Source organism: Vibrio sp. QJM3NY_21 (genome assembly GCF_057785975.1).
Map to the genome: position 1 here is coordinate 1,754,432 of NZ_CM173514.1, position 19,388 is coordinate 1,773,819.

The 19,388-nt window shown below is 45.5% G+C and carries 12 protein-coding genes; 6 read left to right on the forward strand and 6 right to left on the reverse strand.

Annotated elements, in window-relative coordinates:
* Window positions 1–90: 90 nt before the first annotated feature.
* The 5 genes from AC3CID_RS23155 to AC3CID_RS23175 all read left to right on the forward strand — a co-directional run bounded on the left by AC3CID_RS23155 (window position 91) and on the right by AC3CID_RS23175 (window position 7,289).
* Window positions 91–795: a response regulator gene (locus tag AC3CID_RS23155; RefSeq protein ID WP_017075673.1), complete on the forward strand. Its 705-nt coding sequence runs from the start codon at window positions 91–93 to the stop codon at window positions 793–795.
* A gap of 36 nt (window positions 796–831) precedes the next feature.
* Entirely contained in the window at window positions 832–2,151 is a 1,320-nt protein-coding gene (locus tag AC3CID_RS23160; protein WP_488527574.1) for a sensor histidine kinase, read from the forward strand.
* A gap of 219 nt (window positions 2,152–2,370) precedes the next feature.
* Window positions 2,371–2,646 (forward strand): hypothetical protein, encoded by a 276-nt coding sequence (locus tag AC3CID_RS23165; protein ID WP_017065177.1) that lies wholly within the window; start codon window positions 2,371–2,373, stop codon window positions 2,644–2,646.
* A 565-nt stretch (window positions 2,647–3,211) separates the two neighbouring features.
* Complete coding sequence (locus tag AC3CID_RS23170; RefSeq protein WP_488527575.1) at window positions 3,212–5,596, forward strand: M4 family metallopeptidase; 2,385 nt, start codon at window positions 3,212–3,214, stop codon at window positions 5,594–5,596.
* A 142-nt stretch (window positions 5,597–5,738) separates the two neighbouring features.
* Window positions 5,739–7,289, forward strand: coding sequence for a M28 family metallopeptidase (locus tag AC3CID_RS23175; RefSeq protein ID WP_488527576.1), 1,551 nt, complete (start codon window positions 5,739–5,741; stop codon window positions 7,287–7,289).
* 145 nt (window positions 7,290–7,434) lie between these two features.
* Here the strand turns inward: AC3CID_RS23175 and lhgO are convergent, their stop codons facing one another.
* The 4 genes from lhgO to AC3CID_RS23195 form a co-directional block, all read right to left on the reverse strand.
* On the reverse strand, window positions 7,435–8,649 hold the full coding sequence (gene lhgO, locus AC3CID_RS23180) for an L-2-hydroxyglutarate oxidase (protein WP_488527577.1): 1,215 nt from the start codon (window positions 8,647–8,649) through the stop codon (window positions 7,435–7,437).
* A 25-nt stretch (window positions 8,650–8,674) separates the two neighbouring features.
* Window positions 8,675–10,852, reverse strand: coding sequence for a TRAP transporter permease (locus AC3CID_RS23185; RefSeq protein WP_488527578.1), 2,178 nt, complete (start codon window positions 10,850–10,852; stop codon window positions 8,675–8,677).
* A gap of 213 nt (window positions 10,853–11,065) precedes the next feature.
* Window positions 11,066–12,079: a TAXI family TRAP transporter solute-binding subunit gene (locus tag AC3CID_RS23190; RefSeq protein WP_488527579.1), complete on the reverse strand. Its 1,014-nt coding sequence runs from the start codon at window positions 12,077–12,079 to the stop codon at window positions 11,066–11,068.
* Window positions 12,080–12,397: 318 nt separating this feature from the next.
* The gene (locus AC3CID_RS23195; protein ID WP_488527580.1) at window positions 12,398–13,741 is read right to left on the reverse strand and encodes a sigma-54-dependent transcriptional regulator; all 1,344 of its coding nucleotides are present in this window, start codon (window positions 13,739–13,741) and stop codon (window positions 12,398–12,400) included.
* A gap of 208 nt (window positions 13,742–13,949) precedes the next feature.
* Between AC3CID_RS23195 and AC3CID_RS23200 the strand changes: the two genes are divergently transcribed.
* Window positions 13,950–16,025, forward strand: a complete 2,076-nt coding sequence (locus AC3CID_RS23200; protein ID WP_488527581.1) for a sensor histidine kinase — start codon at window positions 13,950–13,952, stop codon at window positions 16,023–16,025.
* Between the two features lie 120 nt (window positions 16,026–16,145).
* Here AC3CID_RS23200 and AC3CID_RS23205 read toward each other — a convergent pair whose 3' ends face one another.
* On the reverse strand, window positions 16,146–18,596 hold the full coding sequence (locus AC3CID_RS23205; protein WP_488527582.1) for a family 20 glycosylhydrolase: 2,451 nt from the start codon (window positions 18,594–18,596) through the stop codon (window positions 16,146–16,148).
* A 140-nt stretch (window positions 18,597–18,736) separates the two neighbouring features.
* Window positions 18,737–19,372, reverse strand: coding sequence for a bifunctional 4-hydroxy-2-oxoglutarate aldolase/2-dehydro-3-deoxy-phosphogluconate aldolase (locus AC3CID_RS23210; RefSeq protein ID WP_017084927.1), 636 nt, complete (start codon window positions 19,370–19,372; stop codon window positions 18,737–18,739).
* Window positions 19,373–19,388: the final 16 nt, after the last annotated feature.

Here is a 19,388-nt window from a genome sequence, read left to right on the forward strand (position 1 = left end):
CAAATTGGAGATGCCACAATAGCTAACCACTAGATAAGGCACCCTCACGTAATCTCAATACGAGAAACGCACGACAAGGCTGATAATGGAATGACAAAACCTAAAATGATCATCGTGGAAGACGATTTGAAACTTCAGAAAATGTTGCAAGACTACTTTGTCGCGCAAGATTTTGACGTCACTGTGCTAGGTGACGGCGGTAATGCCGCGCAGACCATCCTCGCGGAACAACCTGATATCGTACTGCTGGATTTGATGCTTCCTGTAACTGATGGGCTTACAATCTGCCGACAGACGCGTACACACTATAAAGGTAAAATCTTGATGCTCACCGCTAGCGATGACGACTTTGATCACGTCGCTGGTTTAGAGACAGGGGCTGATGACTATGTCACCAAGCCAATCAAACCAAGAGTTCTGCTGGCCAGAGTTCGTTCTCTATTACGCCGCCAAGACGCCAATACCGCTTCAGTCGATGACTCAGACAACCTTCAGTTTGATCAACTCGTTCTGAAAAACACTTATAAGAAGTGTGAACTTTCAGGTGCGGTTTTATCACTTACTGACAGTGAGTTTGACCTACTTTGGTTATTAGCGAGCAACCCTGATACTCCGCTATCACGTGACTATTTGACGCAAACACTGCGCGGCATTGAGTACGATGGGATCGACCGAACGATTGATAACAAGGTCGTGCGTCTAAGAAAGATACTCGGTGACGACCACGCGCCAGCAGAGAAAATTCAGACCATCCGCGGCAAAGGCTACCTATTTGTTTCAACCGCCTGGCATTAACTTCGCTCACTACGAGCGTAATGAAAGAGATCGATTATGCGACGTATCTATTTGGAATCCCTATTAGGGTTGTTAGTTTGCTTTATGGCCGGCCTTGTCGCCTACGAGATTTGCGTCTATCAGCTCAATACCGACTACGAATATGTACTGGAAGATTACGAAGCGACTGCCCACCAGCAACTCATAGAAAACATCGCAAAGAATCAGGGACTTGAAGCGGCTCATCAAGCGATAAGTCAGTTTGTAGAGACCACTCGAAATACACTCGTCACTTTCAGTCCAAATGATGAAATACCGGAACCAGTTTCGAGATTTTTCAGTACTCACCCGAATAGCTTTATCTTTCACGATGATGAACGTGACCTATGGTTTCGCTTAGCAAGCAGTGACAATACCTATCATTACCTACCCAACAGTGAAGCGTTCGTTAGGCAAAAGATAGAGTTGGAGGATGACCTCATTTGGTTGTTCTTCCTAGCAAGCTTTATCTTGTACGGCTTATGCCATCTGATGATTATATTCCGTCGAGTTAAAAAGCTTGAATCTGCCACTCTACGCTTTGCAGAAGGCGATCTCTCCGCGCGAGCCGAAACGTCAAGCGGCATTGCCATCGGCTCACTCAATAAATCCTTCAACCTAATGGCTGACCGCATTCATCGCTTAATTGAGAGTAACCGCTCGCTCACCAATGCGGTCGCTCATGAACTGCGCACGCCAATATTCCGTATCCAATGGCAAGCTGAAATGCTCAAGGACACGCCACTCAACGAGGCACAACAAAGCACCGTAGAAAGTATTGTCGAAGATACCGAAGAGATGGAAAAGATGGTCGACGAACTATTGTGTTACGCCAAGCTCGATAGCATTGACCTTGAAAACCTACAACAGCCACTAGAGATAAGAGACTTTCTTAATCACGCATTGGCACGCTGGAGCAAAGACACTGAGCTCAACATTGACCTATCACTGCCAGAGCAGCCTAGCTCAATACTGGCGGATGAAATACTGCTGAACCGCGCCCTAGATAACCTTGTACGCAACGCCATGAAATTTGCACGCTCTCAAGTGTTGATTGAAGCCAACGTGCATCAAGAACAACTACAGATTGCGGTACATGATGACGGTGATGGTGTGGCTCAAGAACATCAGGCTCGCCTGTTTGAACCGTTTTACGTTGGCGACAAAGCGCGTAACAAAGCCAAGAGCGGCCATGGTTTAGGGCTGTCTATCGTCGAGAAGATCTGTGCTCAACACAACGCAACCGTGGAAGTTAGTCAGAGCCAATCCTTAAAGGGTGCGGTATTCACCATAACCATTCAGCTATGTAATGCTTCAGCTGACAAACCCATACAGTAACTACAAAACACCTCTGGAATAATGTTCAACATCGGTCGGGAGATGCTGTCTCCCAATGAACTTATGAGTCTAGATAATCATGGCACTGTCGTTTATGGCTTGTCATCACAGCACTGCTGAGTAGTAGCAAAGCAACCCGTTACTCGTTAACTCGCGCTTTGCTAGCAGTTCAAGCCATAGGCTTACTATCTAAATTCCAATCATTCTTAAGGTATTTTTATGAAAAAGTTATTAGTTGTTTTAGGCATTGTCTCTCTAGCAGGTTGTTCAGGTATCAGCCACAACGAAGAAGTTTACACAGCGCACGCTGAGAGCTTCAACATTGTTGGTTTCCAAGTTCCTGGTAACACACAAGATCGTGCAATGGAATTAGTACCTGAAGGTGCAACGGTTGATACTATTCGTTCAACAAACTCTGATACAAGCTCTGTGCTAGGTATCATCAACCGTATTATCGGTATCGACTACGTTCAGGTTGGCGGTAAAAAGCAGTAATTCGCTTTAGTCGCAAACCATAGCTAAGTGTATTAGTTACGTACCTTTAATCAGTAGCCTGCACAAACTAAGTTAATCTAAGCCAGTGACCTCGTCGCTGGCTTTTTTCATCCAGCAGCTTTTGTGCTCTGTGCCAAATAAAGCCCCATTTGACTAACTCTCTTGTAACTAACAATTCAGAAAATAAGCCCCAAAATCGTCAATTTCTTATCAAAATTGCCTTTAAACTCGCTTAATAGTCTTTCGCTCAAAATGACACTTCCAAATCGTTGATCCTTCTATCAACCCAGAGCCCGCTAATTGAGGCACAGATCAATTTACCTAGAAATCTTAATTTCCAATAAAAAACAACACCTAATAAAATTGTCATGATTTTATAAATAAAACCTATGAGTGCGTTCAAAAATAAACAGAAACGATAACTATCTGTAAATACGAGAAATATAAGTTTCATGAATAAAATAGATCATTGCCATGCTACTAATTAATCAGATCGAATGATGTAAATTCGTTGTGATAATTTTGTTACGTTTTCATGAATTTTACATGGAAAGAGAAAATAACAATGAAAATGAAAAAGCGTTTAGTTGCCGTTGCTATAGCGAGTGCTATGTCTTTATCAGTACATGCAAGTGAATCCGTTAACATCGATCAACCGATCAACTTTACTAGCTTTTCTGGGTTGAATACTCAGTTAGGCGTCAGTAACGCCTCTAGCTTTAAGATGGTGAAGGAAGTTAACCTCAAAAAGCGTGGTATCTACAAAGTTAAGATCCAACAGAACATCTGGGGAACACCAGTATGGGGACATTACCTAAATGCCACCCAAAGTGTACAAGGTGGCGCACTTAAGTCTGTTCAAGGCAACTACCTTAAAACGACGACCCTAGAGCGATCTTTTGTTAAGCCATCGATCAACAGCTCTCAAGCGGTTGAGCTTGCGAGTAAAGATCTCAAGGTTCAGGGCTTAACCAGCAAATCTTTAGACAACGTACAACATGAGCTGTTTATTTATCAGGGCGCATCTAAGCAAGGAGCTGATAAACAAGGCATTGGCTCACAAGGTGCAGATAAAACACGCCTAGTGTACGTTATCTCTTATCTTGTCGAAGGCAGCGAACAGCCGACTCGACCATTCACCATGCTAGACGCGCACACCGGCGAAGTTATCGACCGCTGGGAAGGTATTGCTCACGCACAGATCGGTACAGGCCCCGGTGGCAACGAAAAAACAGGCATGTACGAATACGGCACCGACTACCACTACCTTGATGTGGTAGAAAATGGCACAGAGTGTGTGATGGAGTCTGAAAATGTCGTTACCGTTGACCTAAATGGTGCGACAGACGGCGACACCACTTACAGCTACGAATGTCCTCGTAACGAGTACAAAGAAGTCAACGGCGCATTCTCACCACTCAACGATGCGCACTATTTCGGTAACATCGTATTCGACATGTATAAGAACTGGTTCGACACTGCGCCACTCTCTTTCAAACTCATGATGCGTGTTCACTACGGTAACAACTACGAGAACGCATTCTGGGATGGCAAGGCAATGACCTTTGGCGATGGTGAAAGCTTCTTCTACCCACTTGTAAGCCTAGATGTGTCAGCGCACGAAGTGAGCCACGGTTTCACTGAACAAAACTCAGGTTTGGTTTACGCAAACCAATCCGGCGGTATGAACGAAGCTTTCTCTGATATGGCAGGTGAAGCGGCAGAATACTACATGAAAGGCACCAACGACTGGATGGTCGGCCGTAATATATTTAAAGGCGACGGCGCTCTACGTTACATGGACGATCCATCACGAGATGGTTCTTCAATCAACAACGCATCTGAGTATTACGATGGCTTAAACGTGCACTACAGCTCTGGTGTATTCAACAAGGCCTTCTACCACCTTGCAACCACACAAGGCTGGGATACTAAAAAAGCGTTCGAGCTTTTCGTGCTATCTAACCAAATCTACTGGTCGGAAAACAGTGACTTCTGGCAGGGTGCTTGTGGCGTGAAAAACTCAGCAAACGACCTTGGCTACAATGCCGATGACGTTGTTTCTGCGTTCGCTCTCGTGGGTGTTACCCCATGTGCAGAACCACCACTGCCGCCAGAACCGGAATATCAACGCCTTGAAAACGGTGTTGAATCCGCAGTTGCTGGTGAAACAGGCTCAAAAACTTACTTCGATATCGAAGTACCAGAAGGCCAAGATAAGCTAACGATTGATCTTGCTGTCTCTACTGGTGATCCGGATATGTATGTCGGTCTAGATTATGCGCCAAGCTCTCAAGAGAATATCTGTAAGAGTGAAAGCGTAACCGATGAAGTATGTGTGATTGAAAACCCAACAGCTGGTCGCTACACGGTGAACATTCTGGGTTACTCAGATTACGCAGGTGCAAATCTGAAAGCATCATACGAATCAGGCAATGCTAACGTACCGCCAGTCTCTTCTTTCGAACACATCATTGTCGGCAAAGAAGTCGAACTGCGCAGCACAAGTTCGGACAGCGATGGTCAGATCGTCTCTTACCAATGGAACCTTGGCGATGGCAACACACAAACCGGTGAAGTGACTCGTTATACCTACGCTGAAGCTGGCGACTACGTAGTGACTCTAACCGTGACTGACGATGCAGGTGTTGCAACATCAACAAGCAAGTCGATTACGATTGAAGGTGACTCAGCGGAAGGCTTCCCACTAAAACTGAAGTTTGGTAACAAAAACCCGAACGGTAAGGCTCGCGTTAAGCTGGCATGGGATTACGACACAAACGACTACTTTGTGATTAAGCGTAATGGCAAGAATGTCGGTGCTACAGACTTCAACTCATACGTCGATAAGTTCCGTCACAACGGCACAGTAGATGTTGAGTACCAAGTGTGTACCTCAAGCGATATCTGTTCAGAAACCAAGCACTACCGTTTCATTAAAACACAATAATCGATAGTAAATTCAGGGCTCCGAAAGGGGCCCTTTTCGCGGTTATCTGTTTAGAAAATGAAACATCTACACAAAGCATCCACGTAATACACAAAAATCACCCCCATCAACATAACAATACTCACCATAAAAAGGACGACAAATGGCTATTCAAAAAAGCATGCTAGCTTTGGCTGTACTCGGAGGTTCTTTAGCCTTAATCAACAGTACTTCGGCTTACGCATCCCTAGGCATCACACCACCAGCGAACGAAGAAGTTTGGATCACCACCGATGCTGACGCACAGCATATAATGACTCAACATGGCGCAACAGTTTATCCAAGCATGACCGGAAACAAGCATTCCATCGTCGCGAAAATCAACCAGAAAGAGCTGGCGAAACTATCCAGCCACATGCATGAAGAAACCCACCGTTGTGGTGGCTACATGGTGCACGAAGATAAAGCAAGTGCACTCAAAGCCGCAGCGATGCCACTGACAATGAACACCTTCGAAAAGCCGGTGATCAGCCATCAAGACACAGTGAACGATCTACTCGCTCAGGTCGAGCCGAACAACATGGTCACGACCATTGAAAATCTAACCAACTTCACCAACCGTTTTTATACTACTTCTACTGGTGTCGCTGCTTCAGATTGGCTTTTAGAGCGTTGGGAAACCGAGATTAAAGATGTACCGTACGCATCTGCACGCCAGATCACGCATGCCGAATATCCACAAAAATCCGTTGAAGTGACGCTACTCGGCGCTAAATATCCTGAAGAAATCGTCGTTGTTGGCGGACACCTTGATTCGACTGTTGGTTCTTGGACAAGCGAAGGCACCATCTCACCGGGGGCCGATGATGATGCCTCTGGTATTGCGACCGTAACTGAGTCGCTTCGCCTGATGATCGCCAGTGGCATTCAACCAGACAAAACCATCAAGTTCTATGGCTATGCTGCAGAAGAAGTGGGGCTGCGCGGTTCACAAGATGTCGCCAACGCATTACGAGACGAGCAAGCAAACGTCGTGTCGGTACTGCAATTAGACATGACCAACTACAACGGTTCAGCACACGATATCACCTTCATCACAGACTATACCGACAGTAACTTAACCGCCTACTTGAGCGAGCTGATCGACACTTACGCTAGCGACATCAGTTACGGTTTCGATGATTGCGGCTATGCCTGTTCTGACCACGCCTCTTGGCACAATGTTGGCTACCCAGCTGCCATGCCATTCGAGAGCATGTTCAATGATTACAACCCAAGTATTCATACCCAGCACGACACGCTTGAGAACTCCGATCCTACGGCGACACACGCGACCAAGTTCGCTAAACTGGCGATTGCTTACCTTGTAGAAACCAGTCTTGATTCGCCTGTTGCAGGCCCTAAAGAGCTGCAAAACGACGTCCCTATTGAAGGACTTACTGCAGGATATGGTGAAAAGCAATTCTTCACATTTACGACTCAAAGTGCAGGTCAGTTAACGGTAGCATTAACCGGCCCTCGTAGTGGCGATGCCGACCTATACGTGAAACACGATGGCACTGTATCGAAAGCGAGCTACGATTGTCGTCCATACCAAAATAGCAGCAACGAACAGTGTGTATTGAACAAACCAGCCGGTGAATTCAACATCATGGTGCGCGGCTACCGTAACTTTAACGGTGTCACCATCGTCGCAACCTTCGTTCCTGATTAACTTTAAGGTTAGTTGCTTACTAACAACGAACCCGAGCAAACATGGCTAAAACTAAAAATCCGCCAGTTTAATCCTAAATAGAATGGAGCTGGCGGATTTTTTATCATCTTCGGAGAAAAGTTCGATCAATGATCTTCAGTTACCATCAAGCCGTCTTTTTCATCACCTTGCCACAAATATACTCACCAATCGGCATTGCCGAAGTCGCTGCCGGCGATGGCGCGTTACATACATGCAAGCTTCTTGGGCTTTCGGCAAACAGAAAATCATGAACCAAGGTGCCATCTTTGAGTACCGCTTGGGCACGAATGCCTGCTGGGTAAGGTTTGAAATCTGACACCGTAATACTCGGGCAATATTTATTCACTAGCTTTAGATAGCCCGGTTTCCACCACGAGTTCTTAAACTCGACCAAACCGGTTTTCAGATTATTCGCAGTCACCTTCCAAAAGCCCGCAAAGCTCAGCATCTGCCAAGTATCCTTGAAACTAAAGTTAAGCTTGCCATAACCTTCTCGCTTCCAGCCTTGAACTGCATTTGGCCCTACCGTCACCGAACCATCGATCATACGTGTTAAATGCACGCCCAAGAAAGGCAGTTCTGGGTCAGGGATCGGGTAGATAAGATGATTCACCACTTGGTTGTGTTTAGCATCCAACTGATAATATTCACCGCGATAAGGGACGATTTGGAAGTCAGTTTCAATGCCAAGCATGCTGGTCATTCTGTCGGCCATCAAACCAGAGCACGTGATCAAGAATCGGCTGTTCAGTTGTAGAGTTTGACCATCTACTTTGCACGTTAACTGCACTTCATCTTCTTGCTCATCGGCTAGAATCACTTCAGTGCCTAGACTGAGCTTGCCACCCGCTTCAACAAACTCTTGAGCCATCACTTCGGTGACTTTTTTGTAGTCGACGATACTGGTGGTTTTGACATAAATCGCGCCCAAGCCCGTGATGTTAGGCTCGGCAAGTTTCAGTTGCGCTTGGTCCAACAAATCGACATCAATGTCGTTATCATGACAACGCTGATAGAGCGCGTTCATGCGCTCCACTTCCTGCTCATTGGTCGCGACCAACAACTTACCGCAGTTTTCGACAGGAATATCGTGTTGGCTGCAAAAGGCGATGGTGCGCTCTACGCCACGCTTACAAAAATCGGCCTTTAAACTGCCCGGAGCGTAGTAAACGCCAGCATGAATCACACCACTGTTATGGCCAGTTTGGTGCTGCGCAAAGCCATGTTCCTTCTCGACTAAAAGGATACTTTTATCAGGGTGAGCTTGTTGTAATTGCCATGCAGTAGACACGCCAACAATGCCACCACCAACAATAATATAGTCGTATGTTGAGTTCATAATATTCCTACATTCAATCCTTTAATTATAGGGAAGACGCGACAGTGTTAGACCCGGTTTGAGGTGACTTTTTTTCCTCACTTTCTGATTCCTTTTTCACTTGATTAGCATCGTATTTACGACCGCTGTAGATAAAGATGCCAACAAAAATGGCAACACATACCAAACGGATCACGACTGAAACATCAGGCCATACTAGAGCTATACCTATCGCAACCAACACTACTCGAGTCATAATATTAACTTCGCTCTCTAGATAACCTTCAATCGCCGCGATAAACGCGTAAGTACCAATAACAGCAAAGCCACCCGTGACTAAAACGGAGGTCACATCCCAACTTACCAAGTTAGTGTAGGCAATCAACAATGGTACTAAATACAAGCCTTTGGCGATCTTCCATGCCATTAAGCCTGTTCTCATCGGGGGTGTTTTAGCAATGGTTGCAGCCGCAAATGCAGTTAAACAAACAGGCGGAGTCACGTTGCTGTCTTGCGATAACCAGAAAATAATTAAGTGAGCCGAAAGCAGTGCGAGACTGATTGCTTCTAAGCCAAGGCTCTGTTCAAGCAGAGTTTCCACAAAATCAGCAGGAACCAACGCAATCATCTCTTTCGCCGTTTCCAACGCCATCGGTGCGTTCAATAGATCAAGCTTATCTGGCGCAGCCAACATAAAGATGGCTTTAGCTTGCTCAGGAAGCTGCCCTGACACCAACAAGTCGAGCAACTGACTTTCAGCAATCAATTTATACAAGGCAGGAGCAGACAATGTTCCCAACACAATATAAGCCGCCGTTACTGGTAACCCCATACCCAGAATCAAAGACGCCAGTGCGATCAACGCAATCATCACCAGTAACTCGCCATTCGCCCAGCTGTTGATCATCAAAGAGAAGGTGTTACCAATTCCCGTAGTGCTAATGACATTAACAACTAGACCAATACCAACTAATAACACAGCCGTTGTCGCCATGTTTTTTGCGCCTTGAGACAAAGCTTCAATGATCGCTTTCGGTCCCATTTTGTGATTTTTAGAGAACCATGATGCCACCACCACAGAAAGAATCGAAATACCCGCAGCGTAAGTCGGCGTAAAGCCTTGAACGAGCAAAGTCACTAACACGGCCAATGGGATCAGGTTGTGCCAACCCGACAGCAATACCTTTAACAAAGGTTCACAGCCAGAGGTCACCTTTTGTACACCACTACGCTTCGCTTCAATACGTACGAAAAAGGCCACAGACAAAAAGTAGATAAGCGCAGGAACAAAGGAAACCGCAATAATATCGACATAAGGGATCTGCGTGTAAGAGGCCATGATGAACGCGCCCGCACCCATCACAGGTGGCATCAGCTGCCCGCCAGTAGATGCAGCCGCTTCAACACCTGCCGCGAAACGCGAAGGGAAACCTGCCTTTTGCATCAAGGGAATACTGATCACGCCCGTCGATACTGTGTTTGCTACGCTCGACCCAGAGACAGAGCCCATCAAGCCGGAGCCAATAACGGCAATGAAACCAGGGCCACCAATCACTTTGCCCGCCGCGGCACGGGATACATCAATAATGTAGTCGCCGACACCAGATCGAACTAAAAATGCGCCAAATAGGATGAACATGAACACGAAGGTCCAACTGATTCTTGAGATCGAACCAAACATCCCTTCTGATGAATAAAAGCTTCGATAAAGTAACGTCTCAAGGCTTAAACCCGGAAAATGAAAAATACCGCTGGTCCATTGTCCCCAAAGCACTACATAGCTTAAACACACTAAGATAAGCACTGGAATGAACCAGCCCATAGTGCGTCTAATCAGCTCAATGACGATGGCAATCGCCAAGATAGAGAAAAACCAATCACTGGCGATAAATTTTACGCCTCGGTCATACAACGCATCTTCGGCAAAGGGAATATAGATAAGGCAAGCTAAAGCAGCCAAGGCAATCCCAATATCGATAGCTAATGCTATTTTGCTTTTTTTAAGCGATACATGGGCGGGATACCAAAGTGCGCAAATGATTGCGAAACCAGCGAAATGCGTCGCCGAAACCCAAAGCTCTGGCAAGGTAGATAAGGTATTAAACCAAATATGTAGGAGGGAGAGTATCACTCCCATTGTCGTTATTGCTTTGCCTACCCAAGGGAAATCTGTTCGGGTAGGCAATTCGAATTTTTTCAGTTCCTGCTGCAGCGAATCGCTCATAGAAAACTCCAGCTCTCCACAGCCAAACGCGCAGAGAAAATCCATAAAGTAAGGTGGTGCGTTTTCACTTCAAATAATCGAACAAGACGGAGACGGTCAAATCAGACAAAGTATCCGAAACAGATGAAAACGCACCAAGCAATTAATTAACGCGAATATTCAGTTCACGCCAAATAGCGAGTTAAAGATAAATGGCTAATCGAAGACAAAGGGTTAGTCGACGATCAACTCAGAAGGGATTTCTATGCCCACTTCTTTATAGTAACGAGCAGCACCTGGGTGAAGCGGAACAGGAAGGCCTGCGATCCCTTTCTCAAGTGCCATTGCTTTGGTTGCTTTGTGGATACCTTGTAGGAAAGGTAGGTTTTCATAGATAGCTTTGGTCAGTTGATACACATCTTCTTCAGAAATGTCTTCACGAACCGCTAGGAAGTTAGGTTGGGCAATCGTAGTAATTGGTTTATCGACACCTGGATAAGTGTTTGCTGGGATCTCATACTTGGTCCAAATATTGTAATCACCATTCGCTTGTTTGATTTGTGCATCGGTAAACGACAAGATTTGAATATCTTCACCCAGTGCTGCAAAGGCTTGCGTCACCGCACCAACAGGAACACCAGCAGGCGTGTTCATACCATCAATTGTGCCATTTTGTAATGCGCTCGCACTGCCACCGTAACCCATAAAGGCGAGTTTAAATTGTTCTGGGTCCACGGATAAGCCTTGCATGATTTGACGACCTGAGTTTTCAGTCCCAGAGTTCTTCTTACCGATAGAGAATTTCTTACCGTTTAGGTTCTCTAGATCGCTTACCGTACCTGTTTTTGCTAGATCTGAACGCACAATAAAGTGTTCTACGTTTTGCCATAACATGGAAACTGAACGCAGTTGAGTTTGTCTGCCAGATTTCTCATATGGCCCTAAACCCTGCCAAGCCCAAGCACCATACAAACCTTGTAGAATAGCGAACTGAGCTTCGTTCTCGTTCAACAACTTTACGTTCTCACCCGAGCCCGCAGAGCTGATAGCCGCTAAAGAAAAGTGCTGCTTAGGCGCAAGCTTAACTTTACTCAATGTCGCTAAGGCCACACCTACCGGATAGTAAGTACCACCCGTTGAGGCCGTCGCTAAAATATAGCTGCGATCTTCTTCAGCTGACGCATTACTGATAAAGCCAAGAGAAGCCATTGCTATCGCTAAAGTTTTAACTAGCTTGTTGTATTTCATTGTTACTCTCCATGTAGGGTTATTCACGTTATATTTTTATTAACAATAATCACTAGATAGCAAGCACAATGCCAATTTTTAAACTACTGTTTTTATTATAATTTATTTTAAAAGCCACCTAAAGTAAGCCATTTTCTGCTTATTTCACTACTAATGAGTAAGCTATTTTTTGCTTATCCAAAGCCGCAGTTAACATCCCCTTAAAGGTGGTCAGGTCACATCATGTTATATTTGTGTGATCAATGTTTATAAAGTGATAAATATACGATGAGCCATTTATTGCTCATCAATATCCAATAAACACGACTGTCAAACCGATCATTGAGAATCGACGTAGTCACTTCGATTCAACCCATAACGCACCATCTTTTGGTTCAATGTTCGACGAGGTAAATCCAAGTCTTGCATCACGTCATTGATGCGTCCCTGATACCGCACTAGCGCATCATGAATCACTTTCCGTTCAAAGCTCTGCACTTGAACCGCCAACGGGATGCCTGCCGTTGTGGACTCTGTGACAGAATTAGGACGACACGCCAAAATATCCCCAACAGTCAGGCTTTCATCCAGCGCAAAACGAATCGCAACATTACGCAGTTCACGCACATTGCCCGGCCATGCATACGACAACAAGGCATAGCGATCGGCTTCACTGGCCGCTCGGGTTTCGCTGTTCGCTTCTTGAGTGAAGTTTTCAAAAAGGATAAGAGCATCGTCTTCTCGTTCACTAAGGGGAGGTAAATGCAGTTGAGCAACGTTCAAACGATAGAAAAGATCTTGGCGAAAGTCCGGATGATTTAAAAGGTCGCATTTCGAAGCTGAAACTATTCTTAAATCAACATGTTGCTGTTGATTACCACCGACACGCTCAACAACATTGTCTTGTAAAGTACGTAGCACTTTGACTTGCATCGACAACGGCATACTTTCTATTTCGTCAAGAAAGACCGTACCTTTGTCGGCAAATTCAAGCTTACCAATGCGTCGTTTAGCAGCACCAGTAAATGCCCCGGCTTCATGACCAAACAGCTCGCTTTCAAATAGATTCTCTGGAATCGCACCACAGTTTAGTGGCACAAAAGGATGAGGTTTACGCTGACTAAATTTATGTAAACAAGAGGCAACGAGCTCTTTCCCACAGCCAGTTTCACCATAAATGATCACGTTGGTATCAATTGAAGCGACTTTTTGTATTTGTTCTCGTAATGCACACATCACTCTGCTGCGGCCAATCAGAACTTGTTCAATGCCCTTCAGGTTATCCAAATAGCTTTGACGATTTATCCTATCTTGACCACTTTGATGTTTATCTACCGCTTCCGATACCGTTTGAGACAAACGCTCTGGATCGAACGGCTTTTCTATAAAATCATACGCGCCTTGCTGTAATGCCTTAACGGCCATATCGACATCACCATGTCCGGTGATCAAGATAACAGGTACTTCTGGCACCAAATCTTTAAAGCGACTTAACAGTTCAACACCATCAATATCAGGTAAGCGCACATCGCTAATGATGGTCTGAAAATCACCTTCCACGACCGCATCTAACGCGTCTTGTCCAATCTCAAATGCGGTGACATCGAAGCCTGCCAACTGCAACCATTGGCTGGTTGCTTGACGCACAATTGCGTCATCTTCAATCAAAGCAATACGTTGCATGATCTCTTCCCATCGCTTACACCTAAATAATATCGACTACGGTATGTAAAAAAGCCGCAGACTAAAAGGAGCTAGCTCCCACTTTGAATAACACTCCTTTAACAGTTTTATAATGTTTGCTAGCTTCAATTTATTCCAGATTCAACCTTCCATGTGGTAATAAAACGCAGCTTTTCAACTCAATAATTTAAAAAGGATTTAATCAAGAATGGTTAACAAAAATCGATATTGGTTGTTCCTGTTTGCCTGTTTATTGATTGGTTTAGTTCAGGTAACCACCAAAAGTGGCATAAGCCAATGGAAGCTAGAACAAGCTCAGCGTTACGCAGAACAGCGCTTCCTTGGATACATTGCCGAAGCAAGACGCACGCTCAAACGTTTTTACTATTTGCCTTATCTCGTGACGAACGATGAAACCAGCGTGCGTTTTATTGATGGTGACATTCGCCTCCAAAAACACATTAAAAAACAGCTGATTCAGTTAGACAAAGCGGCTAACACCAAAGGATGGTATCTACTTTCCGCAAACGGTGATTTGCTTGTTTCTAGCGTAGAAAGGAACAAACTCAGTAAAAAAAGCGCCAGCACTATTGTGTCCAAGATCCACCAGCAAGGCGGTGCGATCTCCCTAGTAACCAAAAATAAAGGCGTCACACCCGATTATTTTATTGCTGCACCCGTTTATCGAGCATCCGATGTGGTAGGCATTGTTGCAGTACAAATTGATTTATCATTACTGATCGACCAATGGTTTGCCGATGGTGAAGCCATCTTGTTTCAAAACCCTCGCGATCAGTTTTTTCTATCGAGTGATCACCGATTAAATGCAGATTGGTTCAATGAAAATTTTACTTCACAACCGCTCGCTACAAAGCGTGAGCTATATGACCAAACCCACATTCGAGTATGGCGACTGAAAGATAAAGATTACCTTATTCAATCCATAAAGTTAGACGACCTGAATTGGCGCTTAACCTACCTAACGCCGTTAACCAGCCTCAACCAAACCACAAGTTGGATAAGTTGGAGCGTCGCAGTAGGTTGTCTTTTCATTCTGCTGTTGCTGGTTATTCTTTATCAAAGGCATCAGAAAAAACTCAGTAATCTGCGAATCCAAAAGCTCATCGAAGAGTCGGAAAAACGACTGTCTGGAATGATCAATAAAACCCATGTTGGGTTAATACTGATCGATGAACACGGTCGCATCCACGACATCAACCTGATGGCGAAGAACTACTTTTCTCTATCTGATTCAATGATCAGCAATATCAAGGCGTGGCAATTATTTGAGGCAGGTAATCCGAATTCGACCACATTGCAGCTACTCAAGAACTTGGAACAACACCAAGAACTGGCCGAGATCACCAGTGTCGAAACCATGGCAAGGCGCAGTGATGGCAGCTACTTCCCAGTGCTATTTTCTATTAGCTCATTCCCTTGGCATTCAACGCCTTATTACCTATGTACAGTGATTGATATCAGTAAGCGTAAGAAAGCAGAAATTGCGGTACAAAACGCCAATAAAACACTGCAACTTCGAGTAGAAGAGCGAACACAAGACCTCAAAGATGCGCAGCAAGAATTGGTGGAATCAAGCAAACTTGCCGCATTAGGGCGGATGTCGAGTGCGATCACTCATGAGCTGAATCAACCGCTTACTGGTCTAAAAACCCTGCTTTCAAGTAATCAATTGCTGATGGAAAGAGGCGAAACCAAGATGTTAAAAGCGAACATGGACTTAGTCATGAGCCTCATTGACAGAATGGCAAACATGACCAGTCAATTGAAGTCGTTCGCCTTTAAAAGACTTGAGAAGCCCTATCCAGTTTCACTCACCGAAGCACTACAAGAAACCCTACGAATTCACCAAGCCGAATTAGATAACGTCAATATTCGCGTGCGTGTCGCCTCTAATATTTCGATGGTGATGGGAGAAGAGGCACGACTTCGTCAAGTGCTTGGCAACCTAATCAGAAACGCGGTAGATGCAACTCAAAATCAAACACCCGCGACCATTGTTGTCAGCGCACATACCGATCAGCAACGTGTGGTCATCAAGGTGCAAGATAATGGCTGCGGTGTGTCAGAAGATCAACTCGAAACCATTTTCGAACCCTTTCATACCAACAAAAAGATGGGCGAAGGTTTAGGTCTCGGCTTAGCTATCACAGCAAACAATGTGCGGGATATGCAAGGCACCTTGATAGCGAAGAACAACCCAGATCAAGGCATGACATTCACGTTAACGCTACAGAATAGTGATAGTGATGGTGATTGTAAGTAGCCGCTTACATAGAGTTTAGAGTTCACACACTATTGAAAAACTAAAACTAAAAAACCGCCCCAAAAGAGCGGTTTTGATTCACTTGTTGGCGTGTGACTTATTCGCTAATCCGTTAACGGCTTACTCAGCTAACTGCTTCAACAGTAGCTCTGTCGGGCGAACAATCGCGATGATCGATTCATCATAGATCTTCGCTGAATCAGACAATATCACTTGGTAGGCGTTCGCATCTGATGCTCGAATTTTTTCACCCGCTTGTGCTTTAGCAATCAAGGTTAACGCCAAGTCTGCGACTTCCGCCGTTTTCTCTGCGACAACCACAGTCTCTACCGAAGACACATTACCTGCGAAGACAGTCTCAGCGGCGAGTGCAGCCGCTTTTGCTTGTTGATAATGCTCAGCAAGTTTCTCAAGCGCTTGTTGATTACCCGTCGCAACGTCGTTGACCAAATCTTGCATCTCATACACGGCGTAGCTTTCCACTGGTAGCGCATCAACAAAGCGATTTAGACGCTCGTACTGGCTGTATAAAGTACCCTTAGGTTCAGTTGAGTTCCACTTCTCCCAGTTGCGCGCATAGTATTGTGCTGGCTCGGCGTACTTCGCAAGCACGCGCAGGTCGTGGATATCCTGCCCTTTTGCAATGCGTTTTAACAGCATGTCAGCGTCCGCATGATGACGAAGTCCAACAGACACTTCAGACCATGTATCCATCGCTTTCATACGCTTGTACATGCTGCGTTCGTCCGTCAATTCCGCATCAGACCAGAAACGTTCTGCAATTGCATAGCTGCGTGGCCATAGGTAGTTTTCAACGGTGTAGCTGTCTTTGTTTTCTAACCACATGGTGATCTCGCCGCCCAAGATAAGCTCTTTTTCTTTATCCGTTAATTCTGCTGGGTAACCACCATTCGGTTCAGGAATCACGCTGCCTTCAACATCACTGCTCGCAATCACTTCACCAGTGGTTGGCCAGCGCACATTACCGACCAACTGGTAACTGCCTTCTGCAAAACCCTTTGGATTTAGGTTTAGGTTGAACTCGGTGTACGACATGAAGTTATCGAAGTGACCAACAAAGGTTTTGCCCGGCACATAATCAAGGATAAAGATCTCTTCGCGAGACTTACCGTTATAATCACTGAAGGCACGGAAAGTACCGTCTTTCGCTTCAATGATAGTCAGTGTTCCCTTTCGTGGGCCGCCTTTTGAACGAGGCTTCTGCCATTCGTACGTCACGAATTTTTCGCCGCTGTACAGCTTATCGTCAACAGTGATGCCACTTGGCATTGGGTCATTGCGATAGTGGTAGCTAGTCGGCTGAGGTTGATCTAGGTAATAACCCGTAGAAAGAATACCTGGGTAGCCCTCTTTCGCCGCACGACCAATGCTGTCGTGCCCTTGCCAGCTTTGAATCACGATTGAAGTCGGCAGATCTTTATGCCAAATTTCATCCCAACCGGTCATCTTCTTACCGCGCTCTTCGAGCATCTTCTCGACTTTTACATTGAGGTAAGACTGCAGACCACGCTCGCCATCGATATTGTTCTCTTCAATAAACTGTTGATGCTTTTCGCTGTTTTTCCACTGCGCATAATTCGGCTCATCGCCGCCAATGTGGAAGTACTCATCAGGGAACAGCTCGGTCACTTCGTCAAACACATCACCTAGCATCTCATAGACTTCTGGGTTCAGTGGATCCATGAGCGGTTCAAACACGCCCCAGCCTCTTTCTTGCTCATAGTTTTGCCCTTCACCGCCAGACATCAAACGCGGGTATGCATGAGCAACCGCAGAAGAGTGACCCGGAAGAGACACCTCTGGAATCACACGAATACCGAGGTTACGGGCGTATTCCACTAAGTAACGAACTTGGTCTTTGGTGTAGTAATTACCATCAGCGGTTTCAGACCACAGACGCGGCCATGATTCGGTTTGAATGCGAATGCCTTGATCGTCCCAGAAGTGCCAATGGAACACGTTCATCTTCGCAGAAGCCATCGCGTCTAACTGACGAATCAGCACATCGAATTCAATAAAGTGACGTGACGTGTCGTAAGAAACACCACGCCAGCGGAAACGAGGCTCATCGACAATCGTAACAGCAGGAATATGGTAGCCAGTTGCTGTAGTTTCGACGAGTTGTAAAAGGGTTTCGATGCCGTGAATAGTGCCGTATGGGCTTGGAGAGCTCAGCGTGATTTGGTCACCCTGAGTGGTAATTTTGTAGGACTCTACGGAGTCGATGTTTTGTACTTCAGACTTTGGCGCTGCGTCGATATCTATGATCAGGTTCGCTTCGTCTGCACTATCCACCTGCCAATTTAGAATCGGAACACCCGTCTGACGCTCAAGGCGATCAATAAAGCGTTTCGCCGTGTATTCAACACGATCAGAATTAAAGCCTTTGATGTAAACCTTGAAGTTACCGTCGACCTTAACTTGTCCAGCTTGCAGCTCGACCGTTTGTGGATACGGCATTAAATTTAGATCGGTATTTGGAGCCATTGCTAACGCCATTGGGGACACTACTGAACCTGAAATCAAAAGGGATAATATAGTTTTTTTCATTATTAGTTTTCCTATATAAATACGGTTCTATTTTGTTTATCGGAGGCGATTCACAAAACAGAACCATCAGCCACTGCTGTTGCTCGTTATCTCTGATTCGAAAGCTTGTCGCCTGTTAAAAAACGAATGAGCGCACAAGCTTATTGCTCGTTAACAAGAGCGACCGCTTCACGAACCAATACTGCAATCTCATCCCATTGCTCGTTCTCGATCATCTTTGGCGACACCATCCAAGTACCACCACAGCACACCACGCGATCGACGGCTAGGTAGTCATTGACGTTGTGTTTACCGATACCGCCCGTTGGCATCAAAGACACATCAACGTATGGCGCTAACAGAGATTTCACCATGTTGATGCCGCCAGACGCTTCTGCAGGGAAGAACTTCAAGAAGTTAAGGCCAAGTTCCAGCGCTTGCTCTACTTGGCTTGGGTTGTTTACGCCCGGAACGATTGGCATGCCGATTTCTTGGCAACGTTTTACGGTATTTGGGTTCAGGCCCGGAGCTACGATGAATTCGCTGCCCGACTCTTTCGCAAGGTCGATCTGGGCTGGCGTTAATACTGTGCCGGCACCGATACACATCTCTGGGTACGCATCGCGCATCGCACGAATCGCATCTGCTGCCGCTTCAGTACGGAATGTTACTTCAGCAACTGGTAGGCCGTTTTCTACCAACACTTTTGCCAATGGAATCGCGTGTTCAACCTTGTTGATTTGGATAACAGGGATAACTTTAAATTGCTTAAGTTTGTTGATCATTTCTTGAGACATAATAATTCCGCTTTTT

Excerpts from the sequence above, each read along its gene's own strand:
- AC3CID_RS23200 (WP_488527581.1), top strand. The coding sequence starts at position 13,950 with ATGGTTAACAAAAATCGATATTGGTTGTTCCTGTTTGCCTGTTTATTG.
- AC3CID_RS23165 (WP_017065177.1), top strand. The coding sequence starts at position 2,371 with ATGAAAAAGTTATTAGTTGTTTTAGGCATTGTCTCTCTAGCAGGTTGT.
- AC3CID_RS23210 (WP_017084927.1), bottom strand. The coding sequence starts at position 19,372 with ATGTCTCAAGAAATGATCAACAAACTTAAGCAATTTAAAGTTATCCCT.
- lhgO (WP_488527577.1), bottom strand. The coding sequence starts at position 8,649 with ATGAACTCAACATACGACTATATTATTGTTGGTGGTGGCATTGTTGGC.
- AC3CID_RS23160 (WP_488527574.1), top strand. The coding sequence starts at position 832 with ATGCGACGTATCTATTTGGAATCCCTATTAGGGTTGTTAGTTTGCTTT.
- AC3CID_RS23190 (WP_488527579.1), bottom strand. The coding sequence starts at position 12,079 with ATGAAATACAACAAGCTAGTTAAAACTTTAGCGATAGCAATGGCTTCT.
- AC3CID_RS23155 (WP_017075673.1), top strand. The coding sequence starts at position 91 with ATGACAAAACCTAAAATGATCATCGTGGAAGACGATTTGAAACTTCAG.
- AC3CID_RS23205 (WP_488527582.1), bottom strand. The coding sequence starts at position 18,596 with ATGAAAAAAACTATATTATCCCTTTTGATTTCAGGTTCAGTAGTGTCC.
- AC3CID_RS23185 (WP_488527578.1), bottom strand. The coding sequence starts at position 10,852 with ATGAGCGATTCGCTGCAGCAGGAACTGAAAAAATTCGAATTGCCTACC.
- AC3CID_RS23170 (WP_488527575.1), top strand. The coding sequence starts at position 3,212 with ATGAAAATGAAAAAGCGTTTAGTTGCCGTTGCTATAGCGAGTGCTATG.
- AC3CID_RS23195 (WP_488527580.1), bottom strand. The coding sequence starts at position 13,741 with ATGCAACGTATTGCTTTGATTGAAGATGACGCAATTGTGCGTCAAGCA.
- AC3CID_RS23175 (WP_488527576.1), top strand. The coding sequence starts at position 5,739 with ATGGCTATTCAAAAAAGCATGCTAGCTTTGGCTGTACTCGGAGGTTCT.